The 20,037-nt window shown below is 68.3% G+C and carries 13 protein-coding genes and 1 pseudogene; 3 read left to right on the top strand and 11 right to left on the bottom strand.

Annotation, left to right across the window (positions count from 1 at the left end):
• Positions 1–274: 274 nt before the first annotated feature.
• Complete coding sequence (locus VKA86_05325; protein ID HKK70618.1) at positions 275–4,924, top strand: FG-GAP-like repeat-containing protein; 4,650 nt, start codon at positions 275–277, stop codon at positions 4,922–4,924.
• A gap of 66 nt (positions 4,925–4,990) precedes the next feature.
• On the opposite strand, the gene VKA86_05320 is transcribed toward VKA86_05325, so the two are convergent.
• The 9 genes from VKA86_05320 to VKA86_05280 form a co-directional block, all read right to left on the bottom strand.
• Positions 4,991–5,758 carry a hypothetical protein gene (locus VKA86_05320; GenBank protein HKK70617.1) on the bottom strand — a complete coding sequence of 256 codons (768 nt, stop codon included), beginning with the start codon at positions 5,756–5,758 and terminating at the stop codon, positions 4,991–4,993.
• Between the two features lie 53 nt (positions 5,759–5,811).
• Positions 5,812–7,161: a S41 family peptidase gene (locus VKA86_05315; GenBank protein HKK70616.1), complete on the bottom strand. Its 1,350-nt coding sequence runs from the start codon at positions 7,159–7,161 to the stop codon at positions 5,812–5,814.
• A 70-nt stretch (positions 7,162–7,231) separates the two neighbouring features.
• On the bottom strand, positions 7,232–8,938 hold the full coding sequence (locus VKA86_05310; GenBank protein ID HKK70615.1) for a cation:proton antiporter: 1,707 nt from the start codon (positions 8,936–8,938) through the stop codon (positions 7,232–7,234).
• An 85-nt stretch (positions 8,939–9,023) separates the two neighbouring features.
• Positions 9,024–10,106 carry a fatty acid desaturase gene (locus tag VKA86_05305; GenBank protein HKK70614.1) on the bottom strand — a complete coding sequence of 361 codons (1,083 nt, stop codon included), beginning with the start codon at positions 10,104–10,106 and terminating at the stop codon, positions 9,024–9,026.
• A 131-nt stretch (positions 10,107–10,237) separates the two neighbouring features.
• Positions 10,238–10,531: an RNA-binding protein gene (locus tag VKA86_05300; protein HKK70613.1), complete on the bottom strand. Its 294-nt coding sequence runs from the start codon at positions 10,529–10,531 to the stop codon at positions 10,238–10,240.
• Between the two features lie 338 nt (positions 10,532–10,869).
• Positions 10,870–12,351 (bottom strand): SDR family oxidoreductase, encoded by a 1,482-nt coding sequence (locus tag VKA86_05295; protein HKK70612.1) that lies wholly within the window; start codon positions 12,349–12,351, stop codon positions 10,870–10,872.
• Complete coding sequence (locus tag VKA86_05290; protein HKK70611.1) at positions 12,348–12,590, bottom strand: hypothetical protein; 243 nt, start codon at positions 12,588–12,590, stop codon at positions 12,348–12,350. Before VKA86_05290 ends, VKA86_05295 begins: the two co-directional genes overlap by 4 nt.
• Positions 12,587–12,790, bottom strand: coding sequence for a hypothetical protein (locus VKA86_05285; GenBank protein HKK70610.1), 204 nt, complete (start codon positions 12,788–12,790; stop codon positions 12,587–12,589). Before VKA86_05285 ends, VKA86_05290 begins: the two co-directional genes overlap by 4 nt.
• A gap of 160 nt (positions 12,791–12,950) precedes the next feature.
• Positions 12,951–16,187 (bottom strand): amidohydrolase family protein, encoded by a 3,237-nt coding sequence (locus VKA86_05280; GenBank protein HKK70609.1) that lies wholly within the window; start codon positions 16,185–16,187, stop codon positions 12,951–12,953.
• Between the two features lie 302 nt (positions 16,188–16,489).
• On the opposite strand from VKA86_05280, the pseudogene VKA86_05275 reads away from it, so the two are divergent.
• Both VKA86_05275 and VKA86_05270 read left to right on the top strand, forming a co-directional pair.
• Positions 16,490–16,645 (top strand): annotated as a pseudogene (locus VKA86_05275) (ammonia channel protein).
• 185 nt (positions 16,646–16,830) lie between these two features.
• Positions 16,831–17,193 (top strand): P-II family nitrogen regulator, encoded by a 363-nt coding sequence (locus VKA86_05270; GenBank protein ID HKK70608.1) that lies wholly within the window; start codon positions 16,831–16,833, stop codon positions 17,191–17,193.
• A 3-nt stretch (positions 17,194–17,196) separates the two neighbouring features.
• On the opposite strand, the gene VKA86_05265 is transcribed toward VKA86_05270, so the two are convergent.
• Together VKA86_05265 and VKA86_05260 are read right to left on the bottom strand one after the other, a co-directional pair.
• Complete coding sequence (locus tag VKA86_05265) at positions 17,197–18,798, bottom strand: sodium:solute symporter (protein ID HKK70607.1); 1,602 nt, start codon at positions 18,796–18,798, stop codon at positions 17,197–17,199.
• A 3-nt stretch (positions 18,799–18,801) separates the two neighbouring features.
• Positions 18,802–20,037: glycoside hydrolase family 97 catalytic domain-containing protein (locus tag VKA86_05260; GenBank protein HKK70606.1), on the bottom strand; the 1,236-nt coding region annotated here is incomplete at its 5' end.

The following is a 20,037-nucleotide window of genomic DNA, read 5'->3' as shown; positions in this document are numbered from 1 at the left end:
GCAGCCTCAACCGACGCGCAGTCGACCGGAGAGCGTTTCCCCCATGCGGGAGACGGGATTTCCCCCATGCCCGGGAGGTCGGCCGAAGTCGCTGGCCTCTCGCCCCGGTTTCCGCAATCCGCAGCCCGACCGGCCTGCGGACTCCGGGATTCGTCCTACGGTCTCCAGACATCGAGCCGACCCGACTCCATCGATCCGCACACGGCCTCGACCGACCACCCCCGATCCGCGTGGCCCGACGACGCCGGCGTGCCACGAGAGGAGTGCCCAGGCCATGGCCAAGACCCTGCAAAAGACCTCCGACCGAACGTACCGTCCTCCCCCACGCCTCCTCGTTCCGGCACTGGTGGCGTGGCTCGTCATCGCCATCGCCCCGACCGCGAGTGCACTCGAGTGGGCCGTGGAATCCACGGAATCCGGGAACATCCCCGCTCCCAACCCCGGGGACGAACAGACCGCCTGCCTGGTGGGCGACCTCGACGGCGACGGCCGCGACGACGTGGTCGTCGCCGAACGCACGGAATCACCCGCCGTGACCGTGTTCTTCCGTCGCGACACCGGATGGGAGCGCGCGGTGATCGACACCTCCACCCTGCCGATCGAGGCCGGCGGCGCGCTCGGCGACGTCGACGGCGACGGCGATCTCGACGTCTCGTTCGGCGGCGACTACCGGAGCAACCGGGTGTGGTGGTGGGAGAATCCCGGGCCGCCCCCCTACCCCACGGAAGGCTGGGCACGGCGACTGATCAAGGACGGCGGCGCCGACAAGCACCACGACCAGGCCTTCGGTGACTTCGACGCCGACGGCGACCTGGAGCTGGCGTTCTGGAACCAGGGCGCGGGTGGAGTTCTGTACCTGGCCGAGATCCCGGCCGACCCGACCACGGCCGGTACCTGGTCGCGCACCGCGATCTTCGACGGTCCGGACGACTCCGAGGGGCTGGCCACCGGAGACGTCGACGGCAACGGGACGATCGATCTGATCGGTGCCGGCCACTGGTTCGAATTCACCGGCGGCACCAGCTTCACCGCCCACCTCGTGGCCGACGGGCGCGCCTTCACGCGTTCGGCCGTGGGCCAGCTCGTCGAGGGCGGCCGCCCCGAGATCGTGATCGTCCCCGGCGACGCCGATGGCCCGCTCGTGTGGTACCAGTGGGACGGAGCGACATGGCAAGCCAACGAGCTCGATCCCGACGTCGAGAACGGCCACTCCCTCGAGATCGTCGACGTGGACCGCGACGGTCGGCTCGATCTCTTCGTGGCCGAGATGCACACACCCGGCGCCGGCAGCGATGCCGAGTCGCGGGTCTTCCTGAGCCAGGGCGGAGGCAACCTCGTCGCCGAGACGATCAGCGTCGGCACCGGCAACCACGAGTCGAAGTTCGCCGACGTGAACGCCGACGGGCGACCCGATCTGGTGGGCAAACCGTACACGAACGGCGCGCCCGGGCTGAACGTGTGGTTGCAGACCACCAGCAACGTCGGTGGAGCCTTCGACACCGATGCGGCCTGTCTCGTCGACGACGGCGACGGCCTGTCCGTCCGCGGCGTCGACGCCCTCGATCTCGACCACGACGGGAACATCGACGCCGTCGTCCGAACCGTCGACGGTGGCGTGCGCGCACTCTACGGCCCGGACCACACCACGAGCACGATCCCGACCGGTGTCTCCCTGTCGGCGACCGCCTGGGCCGACGTCGAGTCCGACGGCGACCTCGACCTGATCGGCGCGACCACCGGCGGTGCCTCCGACCTCGTGTGGTTCGCCAACCCCGGCGACCGCAGCGGTGACTGGGCGCAGACGACGATCGCGGCCGTGGGCGACAGCGTGGGCGATCTCAAGATCGGTGATCTCGACGCCACGGGCGCCCTCGACGTCGTCGCCCTCGCGCGTTCGTCGGCCGTGCGCGCGTCGACCTTCGACGGCCAGGACTGGACCTCGTCGAGCTTCGGTTCGACCACCACCTCCGATCCACGCGGCTGGATCGCGGACCTCGACGCCGACGGCGACCTCGACATGGGGCGCGGCGGATCGTGGTGGCGCAACGACGGCAGTAGCTGGGCAGCCTTCGCCCTTCCCGGCGACCTCGGTCCGCGAACGCGCGCCTGGACCGCCGACCCCGACCGCGACGGCAAGACCGATCTGCTGACCGTCGACCCCGACGTGTGTGGTGAGATCCGCTGGATCGACAACGACGCCCGCACCGGTCCGCGCGAGATCGCGCGTCTCGGCGGACTGGCCCTAGGCCGCGTCGAAGACCTGCGCACGCTCGACGTCGACCGCGACGGTGACCTCGACGTGGTCCTCGCCGGTCGCGACTGCAACGACGCCGCGCGCTCCGTCCTGCTGCGCAGCGACGGTGGCCCCCTGTCCGGCTGGACGATCGAGACCATCGCGTCGTCGAACGCCCTCGCCGCCAGCGACCTCGACCGCGACGGCGACGTCGATCTGTTCCTGGGCTCGGAGAGCGGGACCTGCCGGCTGGCCGAGGCCCGCAACGTCGACCCGAGTGGATCGTCCCTCGGCAACTGGCAGCGCCACGTGCTCGACGCCGACCGCCCCTGGCGCGCGGTGTTCGTCCTGCACGGCGACATCGACCGCGACGGCGACGTCGACGCCATCGGCGGCGGTTGGTGGTACGAGAACCCCGGCACGCCCGACGGCGACTGGACGCGTCGCACGATCGGCGCGCCCCTGAACACGGCCGCCGTCGTCGCCGACCTCGACCACGACGGCGACCTCGACGTGCTCGGCACCGAGGGCAAGGGGAGCGACGACCTGCCGATCTTCGCCTGGGCCCGCAACGACGGCGCCGGGAACTTCACGGTGACCGGCGACATCGCCACCGGCGAGGGCGACTTCCTGCAGGGCGTCGCCCACGGTCGCTTCACCACTTCGTTGCAGAACGGCGTCGTCCCCGAGGCCGTGGCCCTCAGCTGGCACGCCCGGGGCAACGGCATCGAACTGCTGACCGTTCCCGCCGACCCCTCCACGGGGGCCTGGTCGCTCACCGACCTGTCGACCTTCACCCAGAACGAACAGCTGCAGGCCGGCGACATCGACCGCGACGGCGATCTCGACCTGTCGACCGGCACCGCCTGGATGCGCAACGACGGAGGCGGAGCGTGGAGCAGCGTGCAGATCGCCAGCTCGGCGCAGCCCCCCGACCGTCACCGCCTGATCGACCTCGACCACGACGGTCGACTCGACATCGTCATGGGCGTGGAAGCGATCGGCGAGACCGGTCCGGTGACCTGGTACCGGCAACCGTCCGATCCGACCGCCTCGTGGCCGGGGACCGAGATCGCCACGGTCATCGGTCCCATGAGCCTCGACACCGCCGACCTCGATCTCGACGGTGACCTCGACGTCGTGGTCGGCGAGCACGACGACGCCACGCCCGAGGACTCCCGCCTACTCGTCCTGGAGAACGGCGGCGACGGCACGTGGACCGAGCACCTGGTGTACCAGGGCGACGAGCACCACGACGGCGCGAACCTCGTCGACATCGACGGCGACGGCGATCTCGACGTGCTGTCGGTGAGCTGGTTCCGCGACACGGTGACGTTGTACGAGAACCTCGCCGTGGACGAGACGGTCTCACCGCCCGACGACGTCACCCCGCCCTCGCTGGTCTTCACCCGATCCACCGAGCCGGACCTCGACCGGATCCTGGCCCGTTTCTCCGAGGCCGTGGATCCGGTGTCGGCCGTCGACCCCGCGCACTACCTCGTGCAGCCCAGTGTCGACGTGCTCGACGTGACCCTGCAGTCCGACGGACGCACCGTGTGGATCGACACCGCGCCGATGACCGTGGGCACGACCTACGAGTTGAGCACCGACGGCGTGCGCGACCTGGCCTCGACGCCGAACGCGACCGACGGCACCGACCGCTCGGCCTTCGTCCACCGTCCGTGGAATCGCGTCGACGACGCCCAGGTCGCGCTCTGGGACTTCGAACGAGGCCGGCCCGGCTTCGTGCTCGACGTGGACCCCGATGGCACGCCTCTCGACCTCGTGATCGCCGACACCACCCGGACGTCGCGCACCGACGGCGGCCTCGACCTGACGAGTGCCGTGTCGGTGCGCTCGCCCGATCCGGCCGTGAAGATCGTGGAGGCCTGCCGTGCCTCCGACGCGGTGACCGTCGAGGCCTGGGTCCGTCCCTCCGACGCCACGCAGACCGGACCCGCGCGGATCGTGACGGTTTCGCAGGATCGCTACCTCCGCAACGTCACGCTGTCGCAGGGGAAGGTCGACGTGGACTCCGATCACTACTCGGCCCGCATCCGCACGGGCACGAAGGACAACGGCCTGCCGACCTTCGCCACCGACGGCGGTACGGTGCAGACCACGATGCAGCACGTGGTGCTCACGCGCGACGCGGCGGGAACCGCGCGGATCTGGGTGGACGGGGAGTTGGCCGTCGAAACCACCCGCTCCGGCACCTTCGACGACTGGGATCCGTCGCACGGCGTGGCCATCGCCGGCGAATACGCCTTCGGAACCGAGGTCGCATGGACCGGCACCATCCACCTGGCCGCGATCCACGACCGGGCCCTGACCGGCACCGAGATCACCACGAACTTCGAGGCCGGGGCCGACGCCTCGAGCGGCGTGACGGCCGTCGACACCCCGACCCCCCGACGCCTGCTCGCGTCGGTGACTCCGAATCCCTTCAACGCCCACCTCGACGTCGAACTGGGCCTGTCGCGGGCGACCACCGTCACGTTGGTCGTCTACGACCTGCGCGGACGCCTCGTGCGTACCCTGCTCGACGAGGCCGAGCTGCCGCGTGGAACCCACGGCGTGGAGTGGGACGGCGCCGACGACGGCGGAGAGGTGCTCGCCTCCGGCGTGTACCTGCTCCGCGCCACGACGCCGCGGAAGGACGAGACACGCAAGATCACCCTGGCCAAGTGACCCCGAACGAGGAACGGCCGCTCCGAGCACGGAGCGGCCGTTCCGAGAAGCAGGTCCTGGTCGCGATCACTCCGGCTCGGCCAGCGCCTCGATCTCGGCGGGCACCGCGAACACCGAGTCGTCGATCGCCTCGACGCTGATCGAGGTGATCTCCATCTTCTGTTCCATTCCCATCATGCGGTCGGTGCTCGTGGTGGGCAGCAGCAGGCCGCCGAACTCCTGGTAGTCTCCGATGACCTGGGTGACCGGCACCGCGCCCATGGGCGACTGCTGTTCCATCTTCTGCCCGAGCAGCAGGCCGGACTCGACCGAGAAGAACTGCGTGGTCTCCAGACCCGCGGCCGACACCACGCGGATCTCGTAGGCCGGCTCGCCCTGGAACTCGGCCTCGCCGATCATCTCGAGCGTGTCGATGTCGTCGTCCTCGTAGAGCATGCCGCGGAAGTTCGCCTGGTCGCGGATCTGGTCGAGCATGGCGCCGGTGAGCAGCATGGCGCCCTGCATGGGGTCGATCGACCAGCCGACCTCGCCGTCGTAGCCCTGCTCGATCTCGCCGATGCCCGACAGCGTGATCCGCGTGAGCATCTTGTCGGGGGCCTTCTGCCACATGGTCAGCTCGCCGGACATGCCCTGGGCCGGGATCGAGAAGGTTCCGGTGCTCTTGATCGACTCGACGTCCTCGAGGGCTTCGCGGGCGTTGATCGCCTCGACGTAGCGGTCGACGACCTCGCGCGCGGTGGGCAGGTGATCGTCGGCGGCGGCCGGCGTCGCGGCGGCGAACAGGGTCAGCGCGCCGACGACGGTCAGCACACGCAGGGCGACGGGATTCTTCATGGCGGGACTCGCTCCTGGGGAAACGGGGGCTTCGTGGAAACGTTCTCGGTGACTCAGGGACGTGCCTCGGCCGCGATCCACTCCAGGGCCGCCTGCATCGGGGCATCGCGACCGGCCAGCAGGTCGTCGCGATCGAGCGGGACGACCTCGTCGGGAATCACGCCGCGGCCCTCGAGCCGCACGCCCTCGGGATCGACGAAGTCGGCGAAGGCGAACTGCAGCGCGTCGTCGTTCGGGAGTCGAACGATCTGCGACGGCAGTGCCGCGCCCGGCGTACGCTGCCCGAACACACGGGCCCGGCCGATGGTCTGCAGGCCCTGCGCGAAGATCTCCGACGTGCTCATGCTCAGGCCGTCGACCAGGATCGCCAGCGGCCCGTCGAAGGGCTCGACCCGCTCGCCGTCCGGGTTCACCCGCCGCGGATTCGCGCGGATCTCCAGCCGCGTGGTCCGCGTGCTCATCACGCCCAGCGACGCGCGCTCGTCGAGCACGTGGCCGGCGAAGCCCATGGCCATGCCGGCCACGCCGCCGGGATTGCCGCGGAGATCCAGGACCAGCCCGTCGGCACCGCGATGGCGATCGATGGCCCGATCGAAGTCGGCGGCGATCGGCACCAGCCAGATGTTGAAGTCGATCACCCCGACGCGAGTTCCGTCGAGCGTGCGTTCCTGGTCGCGCAGCGACACGCGCATGGGCGGAAGGTTGCCGAAGCGCGTGATGCGGCCGGGGGCGGTCTCGCGCTCGAGCTCGAAGGTGTGTTCGGTGTCCGCCCCGTCGCGCAGGACGAGTTCGACGGTCGAACCCTCGGCCCCGGTGAGCAGAGCGGTCGAGTAGCGCATGGCCAGGATCTCCAGATCCGAGGCCTCGATGTCCTCGCCCGCTCGTTCGAGTCGATCGTCGAGGCGATGACCGTCGATCGCCTCGAGCACCCAGCCGGTGCCGATGCCCACACTGTCGGCGGGGGAATCGGGCCGCACCTTCCAGACCACTACGTCCCGGTCGACGAGGCGGATCTCGATCCCGACGTCGGCGTGGCCGTGCGTGTGCCCGTCGTCGGCGCCGTCGTCCTCTTCGCTCAGCGCATCGACCGCATCGGCCGGATAGATCGCGAAGTGCGACAGCGGCATGCGGCCGATCATCTCGTGGAGGACGTGCCGTAGTTCCTCGTTGGTCTCGGCGGCGGCCGCCTCCGGGCGCAGCTCCTCGCGGACGGCCTGCCAGTCGACGCCCTCGAATTCGGGGTCGAAATGGTTGCGCTCGATGATCGCCCACGCCGAGTCGAAGGTGGCCACGGCCAGATCGGGCTCGATCGGGGTCGCGGGCGGGCCCGGCGGCGCCGAGCCACAGGCGGACAGTCCGGCCACCGCGGCCAGACCCAGCAGGAGGTCACGCATCGGCTTCATGGAGTCTCGTTCCGGGGACCAGGGGAGTCGGGGCGCGGAGTCGTTCCTACGACGCCACGTCGGCGAGGTTTCATCGGGCGCTCGGCTCCCGCCGCGCGCCGGTCTCGGGGCCGAACTCGGAGGCCCGCTCGGCGAGCAGACGCTCGTGGACCTCGGCCTCGTCCACGTCGAGCTCGGCCAGGGCCTCCCGGGCCATCTCGAGCGCCGCCTCGAACTCGGGCTGGACCACGTTCAACGCGCCGAGGGCGAGCAGTGGCCCGACCTCCTCCAGCGTGTCGGTCCGCACCACCAGCGGCACGTTCGGCGCCAGCGCCCGGATGCGCGAGGCCACGGCCAGCGAGTCGACGGCCGCGGGCACCGTCACCAGGACCATGCGCGCCCGCTCGATCCCCGCCGCGTGCAGCACCGGATCCTGCGCCGCGTCCCCGAAGATCACCGGGCAGCCGTCGGCTCGCGCCATCTGCACCCGGTGCTGGTCGAAGTCGATCAGGACGACCTCGACGTCCCGTTCCCGCAGGATCCGCGCGAGCCGCCGCCCGACCCGTCCGGCACCCGCGATCACCACCGGCCGACGCGGCGGCGCGTGGTCGCCGGCATCCATCGGAGCCGGTCCCCGGGGCCGTCGCCGCTGCCGGGCCCGGTAGATCGGTGCGGCCAGCCGCGCCATGTACGGCGTGATGATCATGGTGACCACGGCCGTCGAGATCACCAGCGAGTGCAGCTCCTCGCCCACACCGCCCGACTTCCGCCCGATCTGGGCCAGGAGGAACGAGAACTCTCCGATCTGGCCCATGGTGAGCGCCGTGGCGATGGGCACGATGTACCGGTATCCGAACAACCGCGTGATCCCGCCGAACAACACCGCCTTGCCTGCGAACACCGTGACGACCAACAGGCTCACGGCCATGAGGTTCTCGACCAGGAACACGGGGTCGAAGAGCATGCCCACCGAGGCGAAGAACAGAAGACCGAAGAGATCTCGCAGCGGAATGACGTCGCTCAGCGCCTGGTGCCCGTACTCGCTCTCGCTCAACACCAGACCGGCCACGAAGGCGCCCAGCGCGTACGACAGCCCCAGCAGGTGACTGAGATAGCCGACACCGAGTCCCAGGGTGATCACCGTCAGAAGGAACAACTCGCGCGAACCCCACCCGACGACGCGATGCATGAGCCAGGGCACCGCCCGGCGCCCGCCGTAGACCAGGATCGTGAGCACCACCGCCGCACGGCCGATCGCCCACGCGAGAGCCGTGGCGTCGAACTCCGGCCCGCTCAACTGCGGCATCACGATCATCAGCGGGATCACGGCCAGATCCTGCGCGATCAGCATGCCCAGCATCACGCGGCTGGACAGCGTGCCGAGCACCCCGCTGCCGGCCAGTGTCTTCAGGACCACCATGGTGCTCGACACCGACACCAGCGCACCCAGCCACAGCGACTCGACATGAGCGAAGCCGAGGAAGCGTCCCAGGCCGAAGCCCAGCACACCGGTCAGCGACATCTGGATCGCCGTGCCGAGCAGCGCGACCTTCCGCACCGATTTCAGCGAGTCGAAGGAGAACTCGATGCCGATCGAGAACAGCAGCAGGGCGATGCCGATCTCGGCGAGCAGTTCGATCTCATGGGGATCGCTGATCGTGAAAAGTCCGGTGTGCGGCCCGAGGAGCACGCCCGCCGCGATCGAACCCAGCAACAGCGGCTGCCCCAGCCGGTGCGCGATCGCGCCGAGGATCAGCCCGAAGACGACGATGAGCGAGATGTCGGCGGCGATTCCCAAGGGAGCGGACTCCGGACGGCTGGATAGACGACGCAGGGCAGTCTAGTGGCAGGATCGCCGACGGCCAATGGCGGTCGTCTCCGCGTCAGACGGAATCGCGGGCTCCACCCCGCCAGGCGGCGTGCCATCCGACCAGACGCTGCTGCTCCTCGTCCCACAACCGTAGCTGCGCCGAGCGCAGACTCCGTCGCAGACCCAGGGGACGCACCGACCGCAGGACCTCGAAGGCGCGGTGACAGGCCTCCAACCGGTAATTCGGGATCCGCGGACTCAGGTGGTGCACGTGGTGGAACCCGATGTTCCCCGAGAACCACTGCAACACGCGCGGCAGGTCGTACCAGGAACTGCCCTGCAGCGCGGCGTCGAAGAAGTCGCACTCTTCCTCACGGCGCCAGTAGGTCTCTTCGTACTGATGCTGCACGTAGAACAACCAGATGCCGGCGGCCCCGGAGATCATCAGGATCGGCAGGTGAATGGCCAGGTAGTCGAGCCAACCGATCGTCAGACCCAGCGTAACGACGCCGACGGCCAATGCGAGGTTCGTGAGCAGCACGCTCCGCCGCTCCTTCGCCCGGCTCGACCGGCTCGGGAAGCGGTGCTGGACCACGAAGACCAGCAACGGGCCCACCGTGAGCATGAACAGCGGCTGCCGCACGAGCACGTAGCCGAGCTTCTTCCAGCGGGAGGCCTCGCGGAACTCCTGCACGGTCATCGTCCAGACGTCGCCGTCGCCCCGGCGATCGAGGTTTCCCGCGTGGGCGTGATGCAGCGCGTGGTCGTGCCACCACTTGTGATGGGGCGTCAGGGTGAGCACCCCGGTCAGGAAGCCGACCCACTCGTTCGCGCGTCGCGAGCGGAAGAACGACCCGTGACCACAGTCGTGGAAGATGATGAAGATCCGGACCAGGAAGCCGGCGGCCAGCACCGCGAGCCCCAGCGTGAGCGGATAGGAGACCTCGACGGTGTGGGCCATCAGGACCCACAGGCCGGCGTAGGGGATCAGGCTGTTGGCGAGCTGCCACAGACTGCCGCGGATACTCGATCGCTGGAACGGCCGCAGAGCGGACGCGACGAGTTCTTCGCGGGGACTGGTGGGTTCGGGGGCCGACGACGGAACATCGCCGGCGATCGGAGCCGGGGTTCTCCCCAGCGTCTTGATATCGTTCAAACTACGATCCTGGGCTCGAGGTCACTGGGTGGGACGAGTGATCTCGGGGGCATGACCGGCCAGGAAGGCCGGTACGAAACGCCCTCCCACGGCAAGGAACCGTGGGAGGGCCGGAAACGCAGGCGGGAGACCTACCAGCGTTCGCGACGAGGACCGCGGTTTCCACCGCCGCCGCCGCCACCGCGGCGCTCCTGGGCCTCGTTCACACGAAGGGCACGACCGCCCATCTCGTAACCGTTCAGACTGTTCATGGCCTTGTCGGCGCCGTCGTCTTCCATCTCGACGAATCCGAAGCCACGCGGACGACCGGTCTCCCGATCGTTGATGAGAGCGACCGAGTTGACGGTCCCGTGCTCGGCGAAGAGCGCCTGGACCTCGGACTCGGTGGCACTGAACGGCAGGTTTCCTACATACAGCTTCTTCACGACTTGCTTTCTCGCTTGTCCAATGGGGATCGGATCTCGCCGCCCCCTCTCCCGACGTTCCCCGATCTCCGGACCATTCCGGAGTACCGTGACGTCATCGTTGGATCCGGATCGCTCCGGGCCCGACCGGCGATGACTCGCCAGTCCCCACCACTGCGTACGCGAAAGCCCCGCATTCGGACGAAGGCGGGGCCTTGCGCGAAGCGTGGATCGGCCCTGCTTGCGACCGACCGCGGAGGTGGGCGGAGGTGGTTCTCACCTCTCGTACCATGGCACGGTAGCAGCCCCCGACCTCGACCGCCATTGCGGAATGCGAAAATTCTCCCGTGATCCCGGCGTCACGCCGGGGCGGTTCGCCCCGAATCGTCCTCGGCGACACGGGCCAACCGGGCGATCATGCGGCCGAAGACCAGCCCGTGCACCGGGTAGAGAGCGTACCAGTAGAGCAGCCCGAACAGACCGTGCGGGGCGAAGTAGGCGGTCTGCCGCATGTGGGTACGGCCCTCGGCGTCACGGTGGGCCTGGAACTCCAACCAGGCCCCACCGGGTACCTTCATCTCGGCCCGCAGACGCAGGAGTTCGTCGGGAACGACTTCCTCCACCCTCCAGAAGTCCAGGGGATCGCCCGGTCGCAGCTCGGTCGGATGGCGCCGCCCACGGCGCATGCCCACCCCACCCACGATGCGATCGAGCACCCCGCGCACGTGCCAGGCCCATTCCAGCGCCGGCCAGCCGAACTCGCCCCCCAACCGTGTGAACGCACCGAAGGCGTCGTGCGGTGTGGCCTCGACCTCGACCTCACGCTGTTCGACGATCATCCCCTCGCGGGTGGTCAGCCGGGCCGGCGGAAGGCCTTCCTGACTCGAGGACAGCGCTCCGGCCCAGGTGGTCTCGACCGTCTCGGCGCGGAGCTTGTCGAGGGCGCGACGCACCGCCGTCTCGTAGTCGACGGGCTCGATGTCGGGCATCAGCCGGCGGGCGACGTCGTCCTCCACGACCGACTCGTTCCGCAGCCCCAGGATCAGCGGCCGCGCGATGTCGGCGGGCACCGGCGTGACGAAGTGCACCCAGTACGAACTCAGTCGCGGACTGAGGACCGGAACCGGCAACAGACGGCGCGGCAGATCGCGCACCTTCGCGTACCCGAGCATCATGTCGCCGTAGCTGAGTGTCTCCGCCCCGCCGACCGGCAGGATGCGCCCCTGCACGCTCTCGCGCTCGGCGACCGCGACCAGGTAGCGGAGCAGGTCGCGCACGGCGATCGGCTGGGTCTCCGTGAACACCCAGCGCGGGCAGATCAACACGGGCAGGCGCTCGGTGAGGTATCGGATGAGTTCGAAGCCCAGGCTCCCCGAACCCACCACCACCCCGGCCCGGAGTTCGGTCGTCGTCACCCCGCTCTCGCGCAACACTTCGCCCGTCTCGTGACGGGACCGCAGGTGCAAGGACGCATCGGGATGATCACTGCCGAGACCGCCCAGGTACACGATGTGTCGCACACCCGCGGCACGACAGGCCCGGCCGAAATTGCGCGCCGCCTCGCGGTCGCGCGCGGCGAAGTCCTCGCCGCCCTTCATGCTGTGGATCAGATAGTACGCGGTGTCCACGCCTTCGAGGGCGGGGGCGAGCGAATCGGCGTCGAGAGCATCGGCACCGACCTTCTCGACGTCGTCACTCCACGTTCGCCCCGTGAGACGGTCGGCGTCGCGTGCCATGCAGCGCACCGCGGAGCCTCGTTCGAGCAACAGAGGGACGAGCCGCCCGCCGATGTAGCCGGTCGCTCCCGTGACGAGAATGCGGGAAGTCTCGATGGGCCTCAACTCCCGGTGGGCGCCGACCAGGCGTAGACGGGAATCCCGCGGACGCGCACGCCGCCCGCGATCCCCTGACGCCGCGCCAGTGCGAGTGCGGCACCCAGGTGACGGCGATGGGGCCAGAGTGCGACCAGGTCGCGCCACCTGCCGAGTTCCACCCGGGCGTCGGAATCGACGCTACGGATGATGATCTCCGCAGCGCCGACGTTCAACCTGAGATCGGCGTCGACGAGAAGCCGCCTCACGCGTTCTCGCGCGTGCGCACGCGCAGCGTGCCGCTCACGCGCCAGGTCGCGTGCCGCGCCTCGTCGTGGGCCGCACTCGGCACGGAGATCTCGAGGTTGTCGGCTTCGTAGGTGATCTCGGCATTGCGCCCGGTGAGGCGGTCGTAGAGACCGATCGCGAGGTCGGGCCAGGTCGTGGTTCCGCTGTTCTCTGCGTTCATGATCGAGCATTCCCGTTCGTGAGGAGCGCGTCGCCGTCGACGACGCGTTGGCGTGACACCACGGGATTCGCGTCGGGAGCGCGCTTGGATGAGCTCGGATCAGAAGGAATCCCCGACACCTCGGCGTTCGCGGGATCGGGGATTCCCCCAGAGCGACTCGCTAGTGCGCCCCACAACCGCAGAGCACGCCCAGGCCGAAGACGGTTTCGGTCGGCGGTCCCGGTGGCAAGGGCTCTGCGTCGGGAGCGATCTGATCCATGCTGCGCGCTTCGTACAGACGGCCGTTGATCATGACGTGGTCGACCTCTTCGCTGCGCCGCAGGTCCTCGCGGGGATCGCGAGCCAGCACGATCAGATCGGCGAGCTTGCCCCGCTCCACACTGCCGATCGCGTGGTCCAGGCCGATCGCCTGTGCGCCCATGCGTGTGGCCACGCGAAGGGCTTGCATGGGATCCAGGCCTCCCTGCTCGTACATCCACAGCTCCCAGTGCACACCCAGGCCCTGCATCTGTCCGTGCGCCCCGATGGTCGCAATCCCTCCCTCCTTCACGAAGTCGGCCGCTCCGGTCGCGAGATCCACGTGGTAGAACTCGTCGTCGGGCGCCATTACGCGGCGCCGTGAGCGTGGATCGACCACACCACGCGGGACGAACTCGAGCAGACGCTCGTTCTTCCACACCTCGGTCTTCTGGTACCAGTAGTTCTCGCCCCACAGCCCGCCGTAGCCGACCACCAGTGTCGGCGTGTAGGCCGTACCCGGCAGCAACATGAGCTGCATCACATCGTCGTAGAACGGTGCCAGGGGAATGGGATGCTCCATCGTGGTGTGGCCGTCGACGAAGAAGGTCAGGTTGTGGTGGAAGGTCGAACCACCCTCGGGCATGACCTGCATGTCGTGCTCCCGGGCCTTCTTCATGATCCACTGCCGCTGGTCGCGCCGGGGCTGGTTGTAGCTCTTCACGCTGAACCCGCCGTAGGCCTTGATCCGGAGCAGGTGCTTCTCGGCGTCCTCCAGGCTCTCGGTCACCGCCTTGAAGTCTCCTTCGGCGCCGTAGAGGATCGTTCCGGTCGAATAGATACGCGGCGCGAGCCAACGACCTGCGTCCATGAGCTCGCGGCTACCGAAGATCATGCGCGTCGTGTTGCTCGGATCGTGTGTGGTCGTCACGCCGAAGGCGAGGTTGGCGAGGAACGACCAGCTTTGCTGCGCATGCGTGTCCATGTTGCTCGAGCCGGTGTGGGCATGCGTGTCGACGAAGCCCGGCAACAGTACGCGGCCCTGCAGGTCCACGATCTCGGCACCCCCGGTGTCGACGTCGGTCCCCACGGCGACGATGCGATTGCCCTGCACGCGAACGGAGCCGTTCTCGATGACCGTGTCGTCGTCGTCCATCGTGAGGATCGTGGCGTTGGTGAAGGCCAGGTCCGTCGACGGCACATCGGCCGGGTGGTCCCACGTGAGCTCGGTGACGGCCGGCTCGGCATCTGCATCGGCGTCGGGCTCGAATCGCGGAGCGACCTCGACTTCGAACAGCTCGCTCCCCAGTCCGAAGCGCAGACGACGCGAGTCCGCCGACCAGTCCAGGAACTCGCCGGCGATCGTGCTCACGCGGCGTACGGGCAGATTCTCCATTTCGGGTCCCACGGCGACCGGCCCACCAGCACGTGGGAGCGGACATACAAAAACCTCCCACAACTCCTGGAAGGCCAGCCAGCGGCCGTCGGGGGACGGCACCATTTCCACCGCGCGCTCACTCGTGGCGAGCACGCGTGCGTCGCCGCCGAGGAGATCGATACTCACGAGCTGCCGCGGGCTTCCGGAGCGGAAGAGAAGCAGCCGGTCGTCGCCCGCGGCGAATCGCGGCATGATCCCATTCCCCGTCACGAGACGGGGCTCGCCCCCGCTCGCCCCGACGACGTGGATCCCCCGGTCGGTCGCCCAGAACTGGCCGCGGTAGGAGTCGCCACCGCCGCGACGATAGACGATCCAGTCACCGTCGTTCGAGAAGGCGGGCTCGGCGTAGTGACCGGGAACGTCGACCACCACGCGGCGATCGCCTCCCCGCGCGTTCACGGTGACCACTCGTCCGCCCTCGACATCACTCCAGGTGGTGAACACGATCCGATCGCCATCGGGCGACCAGCGCGGATGGAACTCGAACACGTCGTCGTCGCCGGTCAACGGCTCGGGCCGACCGTCGTCGAGGTCGCGGATCCACAAGCGGCCCACCGCCTGGAACACGATCCGCGCGCCGTCGGGCGAGACCCGCGGCCACTTGATCACCTCGACACCGAAGGTCTCACCGCCGATCCGGGGTTCGGTCCTCTGGGCAACGTTGACCGTGTGGCTGGCCTCGACCTCGAAGGGGATGGGCGAGACCTCACCAGTGTCCACGTCCACACGCTGCAAACGGCCCTTGCCCCACATGACGATCGACCGACCGTCGGGAGTCCAGTCGAAGCCCGGGTACACACCGAAGATCGCCCAGGTCTCCTGCTGGTCCCGGTAGACGTCGCCGGTGATCGGGCGGTCGATCCCGGTCTCCAGGTCCCTCACCACGAGCCAACTGTCCGTCCGGACACGCCGAACGTAGGCCAGGCGACGCCCGTCGGGAGAGATCTGCGGACGCACACTACCGCCGGGCACATCGACCACGGTCTCGGTGTCGCCGGACTCGAGATCGAGACGGCGGATCTCGTAGATCGTGCCGTTCGGATCCTTGTTGTAATCGAAGACCGGCCCCGGCGTGGCGTCGATGCTGTAGTAGAGGAACCGTCCGTCGGGGGAGATCTCGGGTTCTCCGACGTCCTTCTGGTCTGTGGGCCGCTCGGTCAACTGCACGCCAACACCCCCGTGCTGCACGTCGTACAACCACATCTCGCCCGCGCCGAGCGAGCGGCGGCTGGTGAAGTGTTTGCGGGCGACGATCGAGCGACTGTCGGGCGTCCACACCGCGTTGTTCAACAAGCGGAAGGACTCGTCGGTCACCTGCCGCGCCTCGCTCCCGTCGGGGCGCATCACCCAGATGTTGTCGCCGCCGCCCGCGTCGCTGGTGAAGCTGATCCATTCGCCGTCGGGCGAGAAGCGCGGCTGGATCTCCCACGCGCGACCCGTGCGCAGCGGCGTGGCCCGCCCACCCTCGATCGGCATCGTGTAGACGTCGCCGAGCAGGTCGAAGATCAGCGTTTCGCCGTCGGGGGCAACGTCCACCGACATCCAGGTGCCCTCGGCGAGGGTCCAGGTCGCGGACCGGGTGGGGCCGATGTCGGCGGAGGCGACGTTCCACTCCTCTTCGTCGGCCGCCGCCACCGACACGATCGGCGGCGAGAAGGCGAGGATTGTGAACAGGGCGATCGGGACGACGACGCGTGGCATCGCCGGGCAGTGGCGCAGCATGGAAGACCTCTCGGGAAACGCACGGAACGGAGGGGGCGAAATCGAACGGGCAGCATACAGGCGATCCGCCCGGCTTCGACCCCTCTTCCACCGACGGCGACACGGACGCCGGTTCGCAAGAGCACTCTCGCACACAGGCCTGCCATTCGACCATTGCAGTATCAGCATTCTCATGTGGCCATATGATCTGTCGTGGTGCCTGCCTTCGTCATGCGCTCTGCTTTCTGTGCATTTCATGCACCAAATGGGACACGCTTTGCATTCGCCAACCCCGACCGTACGGCGCCGACCGGGCTCCCAGGATCCAGGACAACCCGTTGAGTCCCGATCCCGCCATCTCCTCCGGGGACAAGGCCTTCGTGCTCGTCGCGCGTGCTCTCGCCCTGCTCATGACCCCCGCCCTGGCCTTCTTCTACGGAGGCCTCGTCCGCGGGAAGAATGCCCTGAACGCCATGATGAAGATCATGAGTTCGTTCCTGCCGCTCCGTGTCGACGATCGCGCCGAGGGTGTGGGGCTCGACCTGAGCGCACATGGCGAGGAGGCCTACGCCCAGGGCGAAGGGGCCGTTCTCGCCTCCCCCGGGAACAGTGGCGATCCGAAGCCGGTCGCGGCGCCCGTGCCGTCGTTCTCGGGAGGTCCCCGATGAGGCTGATCATCGCGATCACCCGTCCCGAGAAGCTGCACGACGTTCTCGAGGCGCTGTACCACCGCGAGGTACGGGGGCTGACGATCTCCCGCTGCCAGGGACACGGCGGCGAAACGAGCGAGGTGGCCACCTATCGTGGGACCCGCGTGAAGATGGAACTCGTGGAGAAGATCCGTCTGGAGATCGCCGTGTCGCAGGCCTTCGTCGACGTGACCGTCGACACGATCGCCACCGTCGCCCGGACCGGAGACGTGGGCGACGGCAAGATCATCGTCCAGCCGCTCGACCAGACGATCCGGATCTGCACCGGCGAACACGATGCCGACGCGGTCACCCCGGCCGGACCGGTCGTCGAGTAGCGATCAGCGGAACACGATCCACACGGCGATGACGCAGAGCAGCAGCACCACGCTCCAGAGCTTCGTCGTCGTGTGGGCCGGCTCCATCTCCTCGTCTCCGAGCGTCTGGAAGGTGAGACCCCGAAGGCGCATGTCGCCCATGGCGGTCGTGGCCAGTGAGACCCCGACCAGCACCAGCGTGCAGATCACGAACAAGAGCACTGCGAAGTGCAGGAAGTTCAGGTCGGCGTAGGCGTAGAGCAGGCCGTCACCCAGCGCGTCCTTGTTCAACTCGAGCACCAAGCGTCCCATTCCCAGCACGAATCCGGCCAGCAGACTGGCCAGCGCGCCGGCTCCGTTCACCCGCTTCGACGCGATCCCGAGGAGGAACACCGCGGCGATGGGCGGGCTGATGTAGGCCTGCACGCTCTGCATGTACTGGTAGAGTTTGCCCGAGATGTTCTCCATGAGTGGAATCCACAGCAGCGACACGCCGACGAGCACGACGGTCACGACCTGCCCCACCACCACGAGCTGCCGCTGCGACGCTTCGGGCCGGAGTCGACCGTAGATATCCCACGTGACCAGGGTCGAGCACGAGTTCAGTACGCTGCTCAGCGAACTCATGAGTGCGGCCAACAGACCAGCGACGACCAGACCACGCAGTCCCACCGGCAGCAGAGTGCTCACGAGCACCGGCAGCGCCTCGTCGGGCCTATTCAGTTCGAGCTGACCCGAGTTGGCCAGCGCGGTCGCGATCACGCCGGGCAACACGAAGATGAACAGCGGCAGGATCTTGAGGAAGCCCGCGAACACCGTCCCCTTGCGCGCCTGGTCCTCGTCGCGCGCGGCGAGCACGCGCTGGACGATGAACTGATCGGTGCACCAGTACCAGATACCCAGGATCGGCGCGCCGAGCACGATGCCCGTCCAGGGGAAGTCGGGATCGTCGGCGGGACGCCACACACTGAAGAATTCGTCGGGCACCGAGGCGCGGAGCTCCGACCATCCTCCGACGGCGTTCAACCCGACCACCGTGACACCGATCGCGCCCCCGATGAGCACGAACATCTGGAGCATGTCGGTGTACAGCACCGCCCGCAGTCCGCCGAAGATCGTGTATACGCCGGTCACGGCGACTACGATCAGCGCGCCCGTCCAGAAATCGATCCCCATGAGGGCTTCGAAGACGATGCCCCCGGCGTAGATCGTCACACTGATCTTCGTGAGCACGTAGCCCAGGATCGAGATCGCGGCGAGATAGGCCCGCGCCCCCGGCGAGTAGCGCCGCTCCAGGAACTCGGGCATGGTCACCACGGCACTGCGCACGTAGAAGGGCACGAACACCCAGCCGAGCAGCAACAGGATCAGCGAGGCCAGGATCTCGAACTGCCCCACGGCGAGCCCGGTCGCCGCACCGGTGCCCGCGAGCCCGACCAGGTGCTCCGAACCGATGTTCGACGCGAACAGCGACGCCCCGATCACGAACCAGCCCGTGTGGCGGCCGGCCAGGAAGTACTCCTGTGCCGTCGAACGTGTTCTCTCCGCCCGGGCCACGCCGAAAGCCAGTGCGAACACGCCCACGAAGTAGGCGGCGATGACGACCCAGTCGAAGGTACTCAGCAAGGGCTACTCCTCACCGGTGAGCGGCTGGAAGCGGATGGCCTGCCCACCGCCAGGTGCCAGTTCGATCGTGAGAACGGTCTCGGAATCGACATGTTTCCGCGTGATGCTCGTCTGCCTGGGCCTGGTCTCCCAGTGCGCGCTCTCGGCGTCGGCGTAGACGTAGGCCACGTAGTCGACACCCCGATCGAGGAAGTCCAGGGCCAGGTCGAACCGCCGGGGGTTCTCGTCGGTAATACTGCCCAGGAACCACTGATCGCCGTCGCGTTCCTTGCGCGCCACGGTCACGTAGTCGCCGATCGCGCCGTTCAGCCCGAGCGACTTATCCCAGTCCACGGCCACGTCCTGGATGAAGCCAAAGGCCGGCTCGCCCTCGTAGTGCTCGGGAAGGTCGGTGACCATCTGCAGGGGTGAGTAGATCACCACGTACAGGGCGAGCTGCTTGGCCACCGTGGTCGGAACGCGGTTGTTCGGCTTGTAGGGCTCGATCATGACGTTCACGATGCCCGGCGTGAAGTCCATGGGGCCGCTGAGCATACGCGTGAACGGAAGGATCACCGTGTGATCCGGCCCATTGCCCTGGCTCCAGGCGTTGTACTCCTGCCCGCGTGCACCCTCGCGCGTCATCATGTTCGGCCAGGTGCGGCGGATTCCGGTGCCCTTGATCGGCTCGTGCACGTTGACCATGATGCCGTACCGTGCCGCGGCCTTCACTGTGTCGCGGAAGTGGCGGACCATGTACTGACCGTGCTGCCACTCCCTGGCGATTTCGTTGCCCTCGGTGTCGTAGCGGCTGATGCCCTGGCCGTGGCTCACGTAGCCCGTCTTGATCGCGCGGATACCGAGGTCGCGGAAGAGTTCGAAGACCACCTCGCGGCGCTCCTCGAAGCCGGTGACGTCGCCGCCGTTCTCGAGATGGCCGACGATCGTCACGCCCTTCTCACGAGCGTAACGTGCGACCTCTTCCAGGTCGTAGTCGGCCGTGGGCGTGGTGAAGTCGAAGACCCCCTCCTCGAGCCAGCCTTCGTCCCAGCCGGTGTTCCAGCCCTCGATCAGCACGCCCAGGAAGTCGTTCTCGGCGGCGAAGTCGACCATGCGCTTGGCGTTGTCGGTGGTCGCGCCGTGAGTCGGGCCGGTCTTCCAGGTCTCCTTGCCGATGTGCAGCGACCACCAGATGCCCGCGTACTTGCCCGGCGTGATCCACGAGGTGTCGTCGATCTTCGACGGCTCGTTCAGGCTGAG

The sequence above is a fragment of the Candidatus Krumholzibacteriia bacterium genome (assembly GCA_035268685.1).
GTDB lineage: Bacteria > Krumholzibacteriota > Krumholzibacteriia > JAJRXK01 > JAJRXK01 > JAJRXK01.
The sequence above is the reverse complement of the archived record's forward strand: the minus strand, read 5'-3'. Positions and strand labels throughout refer to the sequence as shown.